The sequence below is a fragment of the Flavisphingomonas formosensis genome, from assembly GCF_009755815.1.
GTDB lineage: Bacteria > Pseudomonadota > Alphaproteobacteria > Sphingomonadales > Sphingomonadaceae > Flavisphingomonas > Flavisphingomonas formosensis.
In genome coordinates this window covers 184212-199905 of the sequence record NZ_WRPK01000012.1, presented here as the reverse complement: position 1 = coordinate 199905, position 15694 = coordinate 184212, and the positions used below count along the sequence as shown (strand labels likewise).

The window sequence follows — 15694 nt, the reverse complement described above, 5'->3', positions numbered from 1 at the left end:
CTAAAAGGCGCGCCGGGGAACCATAATGGGAAGACGGTATGCGCAACGCCTCGCGCCCTTTGTCGCCACATCTGACGATCTGGAAATGGGGGCCACATATGCTGGTCTCGATCCTGCATCGCGCGACGGGGACGGCGCTCGCGATCGGAGCCGGCATCCTGTTCACCTGGTGGCTCGCCGCTGCCGCCGCCGGCCCCGCTGCCTATGCCAAATTCTATTATTATGCGGTGCAGGCCGATCCCGGCGACGGTCTCGGTTTCCTGATCAACGTGCTGGCCAAGCTGGTCGGTATCGGCCTGACTTGGAGCTTCTTCCAGCATCTCTGCTCCGGCCTCCGCCACTTCGTGCTGGATACCGGAGCTGGCTATGAGCTGAAGGTCAACCGCGCCGGGGCTCTGGCAACGATGGCCATTTCGATCACGCTCACCATCATCGTGTGGGCCTGCATCCTTTTCGTGAGGCACTGATGGGTACGGGAACGGGAATCGGCCGCGTCCGCGGTCTCGGATCGGCCAAGCACGGCGCGGTCCACTGGTGGCACCAGCGGCTGACGGCCGCCGCCAACGTCGTCCTCGTGACATGGTTCGTGGTGTCGCTGCTGCGCCTGCCGTCGCTCGATCACAAGGCAGTCGTGCTGTGGCTGTCCTCGCCCTTCGTCGCGGTGCCGATGGTGCTGCTCACCATCAACGTCTTCTGGCACCTGCGGCTCGGCATGCAGGTTTTCATCGAAGATTATGTCCATGAGGAAGGCTCCAAGGTCGCGGCGCTGCTGCTGCTGAACTTCTACGCCGTGGCGGCAGCTGCGCTCGCCATCTTCTCCATCCTCAAGATCGCATTCGGGGGAGTGCCCGCCTGATGGCCGAGGCTTACAAGATCATCGACCATGTTTACGATGCCGTGGTCGTCGGCGCTGGCGGTTCCGGCCTGCGCGCTACCATGGGTTGCGCGGAAAAGGGCCTGAAGACGGCCTGCATCACCAAGGTGTTCCCGACCCGCTCGCACACCGTGGCGGCGCAGGGCGGCATTGCGGCGAGCCTCGGCAACAACACGCCCGATCACTGGACCTGGCATATGTACGACACCGTCAAGGGGTCGGACTGGCTGGGCGATCAGGACGCGATCGAATATATGGTGCGCGAGGCGCCGGCCGCGGTTTACGAGCTGGAGCATGCCGGCGTGCCGTTCAGCCGCAACGACAACGGCACTATCTATCAGCGCCCGTTCGGCGGCCACATGCAGAATATGGGCGCCGGCCCGCCGGTGCAGCGCACCTGCGCAGCGGCCGACCGCACCGGGCACGCCATGCTCCATGCGCTCTATCAGCAGAGCCTGAAGTATGATGCGGACTTCTTCGTCGAATATTTCGCGCTCGACCTCATCATGGAAGACGGCGTGTGCAAGGGCGTGATCGCGCTCTGCATGGAGGATGGCAGCATCCACCGCTTCCGCAGCCATGCCGTCGTGCTGGCCACGGGCGGTTCGGGCCGTACCTATTTCTCGGCGACCTCGGCGCACACCTGCACGGGTGATGGCGGCGGCATGGTGCTGCGCGCCGGTCTTCCGCTGCAGGACATGGAGTTCGTCCAGTTCCACCCGACCGGCATCTATGGCGCGGGCGTGCTCATCACCGAGGGCGCGCGCGGCGAGGGCGGCTATCTCACCAACTCCGAGGGCGAGCGCTTCATGGAGCGCTATGCCCCGTCGGCGAAGGACCTCGCCTCGCGCGACGTCGTCTCGCGCTCGATGGCGATGGAGATGCGCGAGGGGCGCGGCGTCGGCAGGAACAAGGACTATATCTACCTGCACCTCGATCATATCGATCCGAAGGTGCTGGCGGAGCGTCTGCCGGGCATCACCGAGACCGGCAAGATCTTCGCGGGCGTCGATCTGACGCGCCAGCCGCTGCCGGTGACGCCGACCGTCCACTACAATATGGGCGGCATTCCCTGTAACTATCATGGCGAGGTCGTCACCCTGAAGGACGGCAACCCGGACTCGGTCGTCCCCGGCCTGTTCGCGGTGGGCGAGGCGGCCTGCGTGTCGGTGCACGGCGCCAACCGCCTCGGCTCCAACTCGCTCATCGATCTCGTCGTGTTCGGTCGCGCCACCGGCTTCCGCATCGCGGAGCTGGTCAAGCCGAACAGCAAGTCGGGCAACATCAACAAGGATGCGGACGACAAGGCGCTAACCCGCCTCGACCATTATCGCAACGCCAGCGGCGGCACGCCGACGGCGAAGATCCGCCTCGACATGCAGCATACGATGCAGAAGCACTGCGCCGTGTTCCGCGATACGGCGCTGCTGCGCGAGGGCCTCGAGCTGATCGACAATGTCTATTCCAGCATTCAGGACATCGGCATCAAGGATCGCTCGATGATCTGGAACACCGATCTCATCGAGACGCTGGAACTCGACAACATGCTGCCGCAGGCGGTGGTGACGATGCATTCGGCCGCCAACCGCAAGGAAAGCCGCGGTGCGCATATGCATGAGGATTATCCGGAGCGCGACGACGCCAACTGGATGAAGCACACCATCTCCTGGTTCAACAAGGGCCAGGTGACACTCGATTACCGCCCGGTGCACGATTACACGCTCACCGACGAGGCTGAGTATATCAAGCCGAAGGCGCGCGTGTACTGACCGTTTCGGGGCATCCCCCGGATACTGAAGCGCGAAAGCGGGCTCCGGCTGCGGCCGGGGCCCTTTCTTTTGCGCCGGACCGAGAGATGATGGCGTCGGGGCGAGCAAAGCAGAAACAATCCGCCTAAACTCTGCCTAAATTGCGCATGACAATCCTGTCATGATGTTGAGGCATGCGATCATTCTCAGTGCTGGCCAGGGATCCCGGCTGCTCCCGCTCACGCAGGACAAGCCGAAATGCCTGATCGATTTTTCCGGACGATCGCTCATCGAATGGCAAATTCGCGCGCTCGCAGCCAACGGTATCGACCGGGTTACAGTTGTGACCGGCTTTCAAAGCGAGATGGTAGAAGCCGCGCTGGCTGACATCGGCCTTCCCAACGTTGTGATCCGAACGCTGTTCAACCCTTTCTACAAGGTTGCCGACAATCTCGGCTCCTGCTGGATCGCGCGCGACGCGATGGAGGGGGATTTCCTGATTCTCAACGGCGATACGCTGGTCTCCCCGCAGATCGTGGCGACCTTGCTGGGCGGTGCGAGCACGCCGATCAGCGTCACCGTTGATGTGAAGCCTGCGTACGACGCCGATGATATGAAGGTGCAGCGCGAGGGCAGCCGCTTGCTGGCGATCGGCAAGCGTCTGGCTCCGGAGGCGAGCAATGCGGAATCGATCGGTATACTCGCCTTCAGGGGGCTCGGCCCCAGCCTGTTCCGCAACCAAGTCGAGACGATGATGCGCACGCCTGAGGGCACGCATAACTGGTATCTCAAGGCGATCGATGCGCTGGCGCCCACGGGGATCGTCGGCACCGTGTCGATCGAGGGGCTGGATTGGGCGGAGGTGGATTTTCCGCAGGACGTGGCGATCGCGAGCGCTCTTGCCGGGCGCTGGGCAGCCGCAGAGCCTCTGCGACGGTCAGCCTGACGGCCACAGCGTCTTCAGCCAGTCCCGTAGTTCGTCGATCTCGTCCGGCTCCAGCGCGCGTGCCTCGGCCAGCCCCGGGGGCTTGGGCCAGCCGGAGTCTGCGATCTCGATGCCATTGCGGGCCCGCACGCCTTCATAGCGGGGGATGACGTGAAAGTGGACGTGGGGATCCACCATCATCAACATCAGATAATTCATTCTGGCATGACGGACCGCGCCTGCCAGCACGGTCTCGATATCGCGGGTGATGGCAGCAAGCTCTGCGAATGCCTCTGCCGGCAGTTCTGGAAAGGCCGTCGCGTCCGACTTTGCGGCAAGGATCAGCGATCCGAGCGTCGGTTGGGCGGGACGCAGCAGCACCACCCAATGCGCATAATCCCTTATCAGCGTCGCCGGATGGCCGAATTTCGCGATCGTTTGGTTCATCATTTACCCCATCAGCCAGGATGTGATCGGCGCGCCGCGGCGACGGTCCCACTCAGCCTGGGCAAGCCGCACGGCATGGATCAGGCAACTCAGCACCGTCCAGCAGGCCACAGCGATCAGGCCGATGTCGGGCCGCGCGAAGAGCATCGAGGCAAAGAGGATGATCATGTTCGGATTGCGCCGCGCAGTGATCAGCCGGAAATCTGAATCGAACTTGCGCCAGACGTGAATATGCATGCCGAAGCGCTTGATGAACGCGCCCTCGATCAGCCGCTGCACGCCATAGCCGATCAGGATCGCCGCCATCACCAGTGTGAATGCGGAGGGCGATAGAGCGAGCCCCCAGGCCCGCAGGCCGACGCCCCAGGCGAACCACCAGAAAGGGGGGTGGATCAGGTCGATGCCATGGTCGAATACATTGCCCCAGGCCGAGGAGGTGATGGTGCAGCGTGCGAGCTTGCCGTCGACCGTGTCGAACACCATGAAAACGAGGCCTAGGGCCATGCCTTCCCAATAGCGCCCCTCCCAGAACAGCAGGGTCGCAAGAATGCAGCAGATCGCACCGACGGCGGTGACCATGTTCGGCGTGATGCCGGCCCGCGCGGCGAGGCGGGTCAGCCACAGCGCCCATTCTGGCCAGAGATATTTGGTCAATATGTCGGTGACGCCCTTATAGGCGTTGTAGTAGCTGGCCCGCTCGATCGCGGCGACGGTATCCGGCGCCAGCCTCATGGCGAAGGGATGTTCGCGCTTTCGCAGCGTTTCATTGTACAGGCTAAAGCCGTCGTCATGCACGATCGACGTCAGCCCGGTTTCCGCGGAGAGCGACGCATCGTTCAGAATCGCGGCGCGGATCGCGGCAGCCTGCGCCTCGGTAGCCGCGTGGGCGATCACGACGCGGCCGTCGCGGATCAGTGCCGTGCCTGGTTGTCGCGCGAGGAATGCGAGCAGCGGCGGATCGAAGGCAAAGCCACTATTCACCAAGAGGATTGGGGCCGGCGCTTCCGCGTCGGAAAAGCCGATGTTGGCGGCGCCGGCGATCCGACGCGTACGTTCCGAGGCGCTCATGCCCCAGATCGTCGTCGGATTGTGTCCGACGACGGCGACCCGGATGGGTGTCTCTGTCATCTGTCCCTGCTGTTCTGCTTTTGCCGGCCAGCCTAGGCGGCGCCCCGAACCGCAGCAAGGTCGCGCTTTCTTCCAGCGCTCATATGGTCCGCAGGCACGCCGATGTGAGCCCGTCGGGTCAGGCGATGAGGCGCAAGGCACGTCCGGTCTTGCCGAGGGTGAGGCGATCCGCTTCCGCCAGCGCGAACCGGCAGGCGGACCAGATCGCGCCCAGCGCCACGATCAGGATCGCGAAGAGCGCGGCGCCCCTCGGCAGCAGCGTAGCGGTCCAGGCCAGCACGGCCGCGCTGGCCGCAATGGCGGAGGCGATAGCCGCGGTGCGCTGGAACCCCTCATGGAACGGATGAATGTGCTGGTAGCGGTGGAGCAGCGCCATCGGGGTCGCGGAGGCGAGAAGCAGGCCACAGGCGACCGCGGCCGCCATGCCGCTGAGCGGCGACAATGGCACCAGCAGGAGCCCGATCAGCAGCGCGACCGTGACGCCGACGATGCTGGGCAGAAGCTGCCGCCGATAGGCCGAGACGACCTGGAACACGGGCGAGGCGGAACCCAATATCGCTTCGAGTCCGCGCGCCAGGATCAAGATCAGGCAGGCGCCATAGGCAATGCCGGCGTCATGGCCGAAAAACTGAAGGATCGGTTTGATGCCGGCGCTGAGCGCGGCGACCAGCGGCAGCACGATCACCGTGATCAGCCGGGTCGAGTAGCTGTAGAGCGCGCGCACGTCACCGAAATCCCGGCGCAGGGCGCTGGAGGCGAGCGGCGCCAGCACATAGGAGAAGGCGGTGCGGACCACCTGGACCAGGCTCGAGAGTTTGCGCGCGATCGTATAGAGTGCCGCCGCCGATGCCCCGCTGCTGCCGGGTAGGAGCATGTTGAGCAGAATCGGTGGCAGATCGCCGAAGAAGCGGGCGACCATGTTGGCTGGCAGCACCGAAATGCCGGCCTTCATCGTATTGCCGGTCAGCAGCGGCTCCGGCGCAGGGGCCAAGAAGAGATCGAGCCGATAATGGCGCGCGAGCAGCCGGATGCTGAGCAGCACGGTGGCGCTCAGCGAGACCAGGTGCGCGATGAACAGGCCGGTGAGCCCCAGCCCGGCACAATAGAGGATCGCGGCGAGGATCAGCCGCATGAGCTGCTCATAGGCCAGTCGCAACCGAATTTCCGCGCCGAACAGGTGCCGAGCGCGCAATGCCGAGGTCGCGATCTCGACAAAGGCCCAGAGCGGCAATGCCCAGGCAAAGAGCCGGATCGCCGGCACGACGTGCGGAATGTCATGCTGTGCGACATTGAGCCAGGGTGCGATCTGCGGCGCGAACAGCGAGGCGAGCATCGCGATCAGCAGGTTGGGCGTGACGCCGAGGATCAGTGCCTGACGCAGTGATGCGGCTGCGGCGGCATCGTCCTTCGCCTGCGGCACGGTGCGCTGCATCGAGGAGGTCATGCCGAGGTCGAAGATATTCTCGGCGAGGTTGATCGCCGCCCACAGCACCGAATAGAGGCCGAAGCTCGCCAGGCCGAACATCGCGACGTAGAGCGGCTGCGAAACCACCTCGATCACGCTGCCGCTGCGCGAGAGCAAAGTCGTGCCGACGCCCCGCGCGACATGGCGGCTGGTGATAGGCGCGGGGGAGGGCGATGCGGTCAAGCGCTCGGGGTCCTGGGGGGAGATCGGGGCCGCTATAGCGGCGCTTCCGGCGCCGCGCGAGGGGGATGGGCGGAGCGATTGCGCGTCGAGGCTGATGCGCTGCACAAAAACTGCGCCAAGAGGTTGAGCGGCACGGCAGTTGTGGCTATCGGCAGTTTGAAGACAGAGGGATTAGTCGATGGCCGAGTTCGCCCTTCCGAAGAACAGCAAGATCAAGCGCGGCGATACGCACAAGGCGCCTGCCGACGCGAAGAACGTCAAGACGTTCAAGGTCTACCGCTATGATCCGGACAGCGGCGAGAACCCCCGCTACGACACGTTCGAGATCGATCTCGACGACTGCGGTCCGATGGTGCTCGACGCGCTCATCAAGATGAAGAGCGAGCAGGATTCGAGCCTCACCTTCCGCCGCTCCTGTCGCGAGGGCATCTGCGGTTCCTGCTCGATGAACATCGACGGCAAGAACGGCCTCGCCTGCACCACCGCGATCGAGGACCATAAGGGCGACATCCGCATCACGCCGCTGCCGCACATGGACGTGATCAAGGATCTGGTTCCGGACTTCACCCATTTCTACGCGCAATACGCCTCGATCCAACCCTGGCTGAAGACCGTCACGCCCCCGCCCTCGGGCAAGGAGCGGCTGCAGAGCCCGGAAGACCGGGCCAAGCTGGACGGTCTCTACGAGTGCATTCTGTGCGCCTGCTGCTCCACCTCGTGCCCGAGCTACTGGTGGAACAGCGACAAGTTCCTCGGACCGGCAATCCTTCTCCAGGCCTATCGCTGGCTGGCCGACAGCCGCGACGAGATGACCGGCGAGCGGCTCGACGAGCTGGAGGATCCGTTCCGCCTCTATCGCTGCCACACCATCATGAACTGCGCCAATGTCTGCCCCAAGGGGCTGAGCCCGGCGCGCGCCATTGCCGAGATCAAGAAGATGGAGGCCGAGCGCGTCGTCTGACGCGGCAGGCCGCATGGATCCACGCTACCGTTTCATCGACGATCCGGAAAACCCCGGCTGGATGGTCGGGCCGGAGCCCGACTCCGGCCGTTTCATGGACGTCATCGGGCGCATCCGCGCCTGCGTGGAAAGCCCGACCGTCTCGCGGCTGCGTGTGCAGCCGCTGGAGCGTCATCGCAACATCGTCGGCACCGTCCATGGCGGGTTCATGATGGCGCTGATCGATCAGGCGCTGTTCATCGGGCCGGCGATGCTGGAGGTGCCCGGCATGCGGGGCGGCCTCACCATCGACTGTTCCTGCCAGTTCCTGCGTCCGGCGCTCTTCGAAAAAACACTGGACGTGGTGGTCGAGCTGCTGCGCGAAACCGGCCGCATGGCCTTCGTGCGCGGCGCAGTGGAGCAGGATGGCGAGGCCGTCGTCGCTTTCTCCGGAACCGTCCGCAAGGCGCGGGACTGAAAGCATGGGCAAGGTGATCGACCGCTATCACGCGCAGGTGGCCGCGGGTGAGCTCCGGCCCGATCCCGAGCAGCAGGCCGCCGCCGGCCGGCTCGACACCCTCGCCGGCGCGCTGGAGGCGGCGCCTGCCCGTGGCGGCCTGTTGTCGCGCGTGCTGCGCAAGAAGGCCGAGCCGCCGCGCGGCATCTACATGTGGGGCGGGGTCGGCCGCGGAAAATCGATGCTGATGGACCTGTTCTTCGACTGCGTCGATCTGCCGTCCAAGCGCCGCGTGCATTTTCACGAATTCATGCTCGAGGTGCATGATCGCCTCCGTGTCGAGCGCTCGCGCGAGCATGGCGATCCGATCGCTCCCGTCGCTGCGGCGCTGGCCGAGGAAGCCCGGCTGCTGGCGTTCGACGAGATGGTGGTCAACAACACCGCCGATGCGATGATCCTGTCGCGCCTCTTCACCGCGCTGCTGACTCTCGGCGTAACGGTGGTGACCACATCCAACCGGCCGCCCAGGGATCTCTACAAGGACGGGCTCAACCGCGAGCATTTCCTGCCGTTCATCGCGCTGATCGAGCAGAAGCTGGACGTGATCACGCTGAACGGCCCCACCGACTATCGGCTGGAGCGGTTGGGCGGCTTCCCGACCTGGTATGTGCCGAACGGCCAGGCCTCGACCGACGCGTTGAGCCGCGCCTTCTTCCGTCTCACCGATTTTCCGGTCGAGGATCGGGCGAACGTGCCCTCCGCGGATATCGCGGTACCGGGTGGACGCACACTGCACGTGCCCAAGAGCCTGAAGGGCGTTGCCGTCTTCTCCTTCAAGCGGCTTTGTGCGGAGGCGCGCGGCGCGCCCGACTATCTGGCGATCGCGCGATATTATCACACCGTCATCATCGTCGGCATCCCGATCATGGGGCCGGACAAGCGCAACGAGGCCGCGCGTTTCAAGACGCTGATCGACGAACTGTACGAGCATAAGGTCAAGCTCCTCGCCGCAGCCGATGCGGAGCCGATGGCGCTCTATCCCGACGGCGACGGCGCATTCGAGTTCGAGCGCACGGTAAGTCGCCTGATGGAGATGCAGTCGGCGGAATATCTGGCCCAGGGACATGGGGAAACTTAACCCTGGCATAGGCTTCGGTGCGGCGGTGCAACTGATGCACAAAGGCCGGATTCCAAGGTTGCCGACGTGCGCGAATCGTCCTAAGCGGGCCGCGCTTTCGCAGATGCCGCATTCGCGGCGCAGGTTCTGCCACATCTCTGTTGGGGAAGTATCATGGCCCGCAAGAAAATTGCTCTGATTGGTGCCGGCAACATCGGCGGCACTTTGGCTCATCTCGCCGCGTCCAAGGAACTGGGTGACATCGTTCTGTTCGACGTGGTCGAAGGCGTGCCACAGGGCAAGGCGCTGGATCTCGCGCAGTGCGGGCCGGTGGAGGGCTTCGACGTCGCGTTGAAGGGCACGAACGATTATGCCGACATCGCGGGCGCAGACGTCATCATCGTCACCGCCGGCGTCGCCCGCAAGCCGGGCATGAGCCGCGACGATCTGCTCGGCATCAACCTCAAGGTGATGAAGGCGGTCGGCGAGGGCATCAAGGCGAACGCCCCGAACGCATTCGTCATCTGCATCACCAACCCGCTCGACGCGATGGTCTGGGCGCTGCGCGAATTCTCCGGCCTGCCGCACAACATGGTGGTCGGCATGGCGGGCGTGCTCGACTCCGCCCGCTTCCGGACCTTCCTCGCCGAGGAATTCAAGGTTTCGGTGCAGGACGTCACCGCCTTCGTGCTCGGCGGCCACGGCGACACGATGGTCCCGGTCGTCGAATATTCGACCGTCGCGGGCATCCCGATCCCCGACCTCATCGAGATGGGCTGGTCCACCAAGGAGCGCATCGACGAGATCGTGAAGCGCACCCGCGGCGGCGGCGGCGAGATCGTCGCGCTGCTCAAGACCGGCTCGGCCTATTATGCGCCGGCCACCAGCGGCATCGAGATGGCCGAGGCCTATCTCAAGGACAAGAAGCGCGTCCTGCCCTGCGCGGCTTATGTCGACGGCCAATATGGCGTCGACGGCCTCTACGTCGGCGTGCCGGTGGTGATCGGTGCGGGCGGCGTCGAGAAGATCGTCGAGATCAAGCTGGGTGACGAGGCTAAGGCCAATCTCCAGGTTTCGGTCGACGCGGTGAAAGAGCTGCTGGTCGCCTGCAAGGGCATCGACGGCACCCTCGCCTGACACTTCAACGCTTCACGCACCTCCCCAGGAAAGGGCGAAGAACCCATGTCGATCCTCGTTGACAAGAACACCAAGGTCATCACCCAGGGGATGACCGGCAATACCGGCAGCTTCCACACCGAACAGGCGCTGGCCTACGGGACCCAGATGGTCGCGGGCGTCACGCCGGGCAAGGGCGGCACGACCCATCTCGGCCTGCCCAACTACGACACGGTGCACGAGGCCGTCGCCGCCACCGGTGCCACTGCCAGCGTGATCTATGTGCCGCCGCCCTTCGCGGCCGATTCGATCCTGGAGGCGATCGACGCGGAAGTGCCGCTGATCGTGACCATCACCGAGGGCATTCCGGTGCAGGACATGATCCGCGTGAAGCGCGCGCTCACCGGTTCCAAGTCGCGCCTGATCGGCCCGAACTGCCCGGGCGTGCTGACACCGAACGAGTGCAAGATCGGCATCATGCCCGGCTCGATCTTCTCCAAGGGCTCGGTCGGCGTCGTCTCGCGCTCCGGCACGCTGACCTATGAGGCGGTGTTCCAGACCACCAATGCCGGCCTCGGCCAGACCACCGCGGTCGGCATCGGCGGCGATCCGGTGAACGGCACCAACTTCATCGACGTGCTCGAGCTGTTCCTGGCCGACGAAGCGACCAAGTCGATCATCATGATCGGCGAGATCGGCGGCTCCGCCGAGGAAGAGGCCGCGCAGTTCCTCAAGGACGAGGCCAAGAAAGGCCGCAAGAAGCCGATGGTCGGCTTCATCGCCGGCCGCACGGCGCCTCCGGGCCGTCGCATGGGCCATGCCGGTGCGATCGTCTCCGGCGGCCAGGGCGGCGCCGAGGACAAGATCGAGGCGATGGAGAGCGCGGGCATCAAGGTTTCGCCCAGCCCCTCCGAGCTCGGTACGACGCTTTCGGAGCTTCTTAAGAGCTTGTGACGGAAAACCTGGCGCCGGGGGTGAAACTGAGCACCTCCCGGCGCTATATAGGGCATCCGTACTCCTAAGGATGGCATGATGAAGAGCGAAGCGGTCGACTTCGGTGAGCTCGAAGGGGTCAGCCCTTCGTTCGTCGAGACCCTGTACCGACAATATGAGGCTGATCCCGACGCGGTCGAGCCGAGCTGGCGGCACTGGTTCGAAGGGCTGGAAGAGACGGTGGCGGGCCCGAGCTGGAGCCGGCCGAACTGGCCGCCGACCGATACCGACACTCTGACTGCGGGTCTCGACCCCACCCAGATGGCGCTCCCCCCCAAGACGCCCAAATCGTCCCCGGCAGCGCCGGCGGCCGCTTCCGCCGCCCCCCAGGTTCCGCTGATCCGCCGCGAAGACGTGATCAAGGCGATCGACGAATCGAATCGTGCCATGATGCTGATCCGCACCTATCGGGTGCGTGGCCATCTGGCGGCCGATCTCGATCCGCTGGGCCTCTACAAGCGCGAGCTTCCGGCCGATCTGACCCCCGAATATCACGGCTTCACCGAAGCCGATCTCGATCGCCCCGTCTATCTCGGTGGGGCGCTCGGCTTGCAGCAGGCGAGCGTCAAGGAAATCGTCCGGATTCTGCGGCGTAACTACTGCGGCCCGGTTGGCCTCGAATATATGCACATCGGCGACGTGGAGGAGCGTCGCTTCCTCCAGGAGCGGATGGAAGGCAAGGACAAGGAAATCCAGTTCACGCCTGAAGGCAAGAAGGCGATCCTCTCGAAGGTGATCGTCGCCGAGCAGTGGGAGAAGTTCCTGGGCCGCAAATATGTCGGCACCAAGCGCTTCGGCCTCGACGGCGGCGAATCGATGATCCCCGCGCTGGAAGCGGTGATCAAATATGGCGGCCAGTTCGGTGTGCGGGAGATCGTGCTCGGCATGCCGCATCGTGGCCGTCTCAACGTGCTTGCCAACGTGATGGGCAAGCCGATGCGCGTCATTTTCCATGAATTTTCCGGTGGCTCGGCCAATCCGGAGGATGTCGGCGGATCGGGCGACGTCAAATATCACCTCGGCACTTCCACGGATCGCGAGTTCGACGGTGTGAAGGTGCATCTCAGCCTCGCGCCGAACCCCAGCCATCTCGAGGCGGTGGATCCGGTCGTGCTCGGCAAGGTGCGCGCGACCCAGTCGATCTTCGCCGATGCGACGCGCGAGCAGGTGCTGCCGGTGCTGATGCACGGCGACGCGGCCTTCGCCGGTCAGGGCATCGTCTGGGAATGCCTCGGTTTCTCCGGTGTGCCGGGCTATAATACCGGCGGTTGCCTCCACTTCATCGTGAACAATCAGGTCGGTTTCACCACCAGCCCGCAATTTGCGCGCTCCTCGCCCTATCCTTCGGATGTGGCGAAGGGCATCCAGGCACCGGTGCTGCACGTCAACGGCGACGATCCCGAGGCGGTGACCTTCGCGTGCAAGCTGGCGATCGATTATCGCCACACCTTCAAGCGCGACATCGTGATCGACATGTGGTGCTATCGCCGCTTCGGTCACAATGAGGGCGACGAACCGAGCTTCACCCAGCCGCTGATGTATGCGGCAATCCGCAAGCATCCGCCGGTCTCCACCATCTATGGCAACCGGCTGATCGCCGAGAATGTCGTCGACCAGAATTGGATCGACGATGCGGTGAACGAAGCCGTGAGCCATATGGACGAGGAGTTCGAGGCCGGGAAATCCTATCTGCCGAACAAGGCGGACTGGTTCGAAGGCCGCTGGGCGGGTCTCGGCAAGCCGGTCGATCCGGTCACCGCGCGCCGCAACGTCGAGACGGCGGTGAAGCCGGACCTGCTGAAGCAGATCGGCAAGAAGCTCACCACCGTTCCCAAGGGCTTCAATATCCACAAGACGCTCGCCCGCGTGATCGATGCCAAGCGCGAGATGTTCGCCAGCGGCGAGGGATTCGACTGGGCGACAGGCGAGGCGATGGCGTTCGCCACGCTGATGCAGGAAGGCTATGGCGTCCGCCTGTCCGGCCAGGATTCCGGCCGTGGCACCTTCAGTCAGCGCCATGCCCGCTGGATCGATCAGCAGACTGAGGAGCGTTACACTCCGCTCAAGCAGATTGCCGGCGGCCCGATCGAGATCCTGGACAGCCCGCTCAGCGAATTCGGCGTGATGGGCTTCGAATATGGCTATGCCCTCGCGGATCCCAAGACGCTGGTTCTGTGGGAAGGCCAGTTCGGCGATTTCGCCAACGGCGCCCAGGTGATGATCGATCAGTTCATCGCGTCGGGCGAGGCGAAGTGGCTGCGCGCCAACGGCCTCGTGCTGCTGCTGCCCCATGGCTATGAGGGGCAGGGGCCGGAGCACAGTTCGGCCCGTCTCGAACGCTATCTGCAGCTGTGCGCTCAGGACAATATCCAGGTCGCCAACTGCACGACGCCGGCCAATTATTTCCACTTGCTCCGCCGGCAGATGAAGCGGCCGTTCCGCAAGCCGCTGGTGATCATGACGCCCAAGTCGCTGCTGCGCCACAAGATGGCGGTATCGAGCCTGGCGGACTTCACCGGCGAGAGCCACTTCTCGCGCCTGCTGTCCGATCCCAGTGCGCCCGCGGACAAGGATGTCCGCAGGCTCGTGCTCTGCTCGGGCAAGGTCGCCTATGATCTGATCGAAGCGCGCGATGCGGCAAGGCACACGGACACGGCGATCGTCCGTGTGGAGCAGCTCTATCCGTTCCCGTCGGAGCCGCTCATCGAACGGCTCAAGAGGATGACCAACCTGGAAGACGTGGTCTGGGCGCAGGAAGAACCGAAGAACAACGGAAGCTGGTTCTTCGTCGAGCCCTATCTCGAAGAATGCCTTGCCGCGGCCAAGACCGGCCCGGCGCGGGCGCGCTATGCGGGCCGTGCGGCCAGCGCCGCGACGGCAACGGGTCTCGCCAAGCGTCACCAGCTTGAGCAGGCGGCGCTGATCGCCGAGGCGTTGGGCCACGGCGTGCGGGAAGAATTGCGCCGCAAGGCGAGCTGAAAGGAAGCTGATGACGACCGAGGTCAAGGTCCCGACGCTGGGCGAATCGATCACCGAGGCGACGCTGGGCCAGTGGCTCAAGAAGCCGGGTGAATCCGTGGCGGCGGACGAGCCGATCGCCAGCCTGGAAACCGACAAGGTGGCGGTCGATGTGCCGTCGCCGGTCGCCGGCGTGATGGGCGAGCAGCTCGTCAAGGAAGGCGACACCGTCAATGTCGGTGCCGTCATTGCGACGGTGAGCGAAGGCGGTACCGCCACGGCGCCGGCCACAGAGAGCGCCAAGCTCGAGGCAGAGCCGCTGCCGGCTCCGACACCCATGGCGCCGGAGAAGGTTGCCGAGCAGCCTGCTCTCGCCGATGCCGAGGAGGACGACGGACAGCCGCTCACCCTTTCGCCTGCGGTGCGCCGTCTGGTGCTGGAGCATGGCCTCGATCCCTCGAAGATCGTCGGGCATGGCAAGGATGGCCGCCTGACCAAGGATGACGTGCTGGCGGCCGTTAAGACGGGCAATGCGGCGCGCATCGCACCCGCTCCCGCTCCGGCGCCTGCCGCTCCGGCCGTCGTTGCGTCCGCCGCGGCGCCGGGCCGTAAGGAAGAACGCGTGCGGATGAATCGTCTGCGCCAGACGATCGCCTCGCGCCTCAAGGAATCGCAGAACACCGCGGCGATGCTGACGACGTATAACGACGTCGACATGACGGCGGTGATGGACGCGCGCAACCGCTACAAGGACCTCTTCGAGAAGAAGCACGGCATCCGTCTCGGCTTCATGAGCTTCTTCGCCAAGGCATCGGTACTCGCGCTCAAGGACGTGCCGTCGGTCAATGCGGTGATCGAGGGCGAAGAGATCGTCTATCGCGACTATGCCGACATCTCGGTCGCAGTCTCTGCGCCGCAGGGCCTGGTCGTGCCGGTCGTGCGCGATGCGGACAAGCTGAGCTTCGCCGGCATCGAGAAGACCATCGCCGATTTCGGCAAGCGCGCCAAGGACGGCACGCTGAAGGTCGATGAGATGCGTGGCGGTACTTTCACCATCTCCAATGGCGGCGTGTTCGGTTCCCTGCTTTCAAGCCCGATCATCAATCTCGGCCAATCGGCGGTGCTCGGCCTGCATCGTATCGAGGAGCGGCCGGTGGTGCGCAACGGTCAGATCGTGGCGCGGCCGATGATGTATCTGGCGCTCAGCTACGATCATCGCCTGGTCGACGGCCGCGAGGCGGTGACCTTCCTCGTGCGGATCAAGGAAGCGATCGAGGACCCGACGCGGCTGCTGATCGATCTCTGATCGGGCGACGTCTCCCGTAGCCGGCGTCGTACAGGCG

At 64.7% G+C, this 15694-nt stretch carries 14 protein-coding genes; 11 read left to right on the top strand and 3 right to left on the bottom strand.

The window, feature by feature from the left end:
- The first annotated feature begins 38 nt into the window (after positions 1 to 38).
- The 4 genes from sdhC (at position 39) to GQY20_RS27115 (ending at position 3568) form a co-directional block, all read left to right on the top strand.
- Positions 39 to 467, top strand: a complete 429-nt coding sequence (sdhC, locus tag GQY20_RS27130; RefSeq protein WP_157220298.1) for a succinate dehydrogenase, cytochrome b556 subunit — start codon at positions 39 to 41, stop codon at positions 465 to 467.
- Complete coding sequence (sdhD, locus tag GQY20_RS27125) at positions 467 to 856, top strand: succinate dehydrogenase, hydrophobic membrane anchor protein (protein ID WP_157220297.1); 390 nt, start codon at positions 467 to 469, stop codon at positions 854 to 856. Before sdhC ends, sdhD begins: the two co-directional genes overlap by 1 nt.
- Entirely contained in the window at positions 856 to 2643 is a 1788-nt protein-coding gene (sdhA, locus tag GQY20_RS27120) for a succinate dehydrogenase flavoprotein subunit (RefSeq protein WP_157220296.1), read from the top strand. Before sdhD ends, sdhA begins: the two co-directional genes overlap by 1 nt.
- Positions 2644 to 2803: 160 nt before the next feature.
- A complete protein-coding gene (locus tag GQY20_RS27115) occupies positions 2804 to 3568 on the top strand; it encodes a phosphocholine cytidylyltransferase family protein (RefSeq protein WP_157220295.1) in 765 nt (254 codons plus the stop codon).
- Here GQY20_RS27115 and GQY20_RS27110 read toward each other — a convergent pair.
- From GQY20_RS27110 to GQY20_RS27100, 3 genes are all read right to left on the bottom strand, one after another.
- A complete protein-coding gene (locus GQY20_RS27110) occupies positions 3560 to 3994 on the bottom strand; it encodes an HIT family protein (RefSeq protein WP_157220328.1) in 435 nt (144 codons plus the stop codon). The two genes, GQY20_RS27115 and GQY20_RS27110, sit on opposite strands and share 9 nt — an antisense overlap.
- A gap of 3 nt (positions 3995 to 3997) precedes the next feature.
- Positions 3998 to 5122: a CDP-alcohol phosphatidyltransferase family protein gene (locus tag GQY20_RS27105; RefSeq protein WP_157220294.1), complete on the bottom strand. Its 1125-nt coding sequence runs from the start codon at positions 5120 to 5122 to the stop codon at positions 3998 to 4000.
- Positions 5123 to 5240: 118 nt separating this feature from the next.
- Positions 5241 to 6770 carry a lipopolysaccharide biosynthesis protein gene (locus GQY20_RS27100; protein WP_157220293.1) on the bottom strand — a complete coding sequence of 510 codons (1530 nt, stop codon included), beginning with the start codon at positions 6768 to 6770 and terminating at the stop codon, positions 5241 to 5243.
- A gap of 178 nt (positions 6771 to 6948) precedes the next feature.
- Here GQY20_RS27100 and GQY20_RS27095 point away from each other — a divergent pair, with 178 nt between their 5' ends.
- The 7 genes from GQY20_RS27095 (at position 6949) to odhB (ending at position 15657) form a co-directional block, all read left to right on the top strand.
- Positions 6949 to 7731 carry a succinate dehydrogenase iron-sulfur subunit gene (locus GQY20_RS27095; protein WP_157220292.1) on the top strand — a complete coding sequence of 261 codons (783 nt, stop codon included), beginning with the start codon at positions 6949 to 6951 and terminating at the stop codon, positions 7729 to 7731.
- A gap of 13 nt (positions 7732 to 7744) precedes the next feature.
- Complete coding sequence (locus tag GQY20_RS27090; protein ID WP_157220291.1) at positions 7745 to 8188, top strand: PaaI family thioesterase; 444 nt, start codon at positions 7745 to 7747, stop codon at positions 8186 to 8188.
- A gap of 4 nt (positions 8189 to 8192) precedes the next feature.
- Positions 8193 to 9305: a cell division protein ZapE gene (gene zapE, locus GQY20_RS27085; RefSeq protein ID WP_157220290.1), complete on the top strand. Its 1113-nt coding sequence runs from the start codon at positions 8193 to 8195 to the stop codon at positions 9303 to 9305.
- Positions 9306 to 9458: 153 nt separating this feature from the next.
- Positions 9459 to 10421 carry a malate dehydrogenase gene (gene mdh, locus GQY20_RS27080; protein WP_157220289.1) on the top strand — a complete coding sequence of 321 codons (963 nt, stop codon included), beginning with the start codon at positions 9459 to 9461 and terminating at the stop codon, positions 10419 to 10421.
- Between the two features lie 45 nt (positions 10422 to 10466).
- Positions 10467 to 11354: a succinate--CoA ligase subunit alpha gene (gene sucD / locus GQY20_RS27075; RefSeq protein WP_157220288.1), complete on the top strand. Its 888-nt coding sequence runs from the start codon at positions 10467 to 10469 to the stop codon at positions 11352 to 11354.
- Between the two features lie 78 nt (positions 11355 to 11432).
- Positions 11433 to 14372, top strand: a complete 2940-nt coding sequence (locus tag GQY20_RS27070) for a 2-oxoglutarate dehydrogenase E1 component (RefSeq protein WP_157220327.1) — start codon at positions 11433 to 11435, stop codon at positions 14370 to 14372.
- Between the two features lie 10 nt (positions 14373 to 14382).
- The gene (odhB, locus tag GQY20_RS27065; protein ID WP_157220287.1) at positions 14383 to 15657 is read left to right on the top strand and encodes a 2-oxoglutarate dehydrogenase complex dihydrolipoyllysine-residue succinyltransferase; all 1275 of its coding nucleotides are present in this window, start codon (positions 14383 to 14385) and stop codon (positions 15655 to 15657) included.
- Positions 15658 to 15694: the final 37 nt, after the last annotated feature.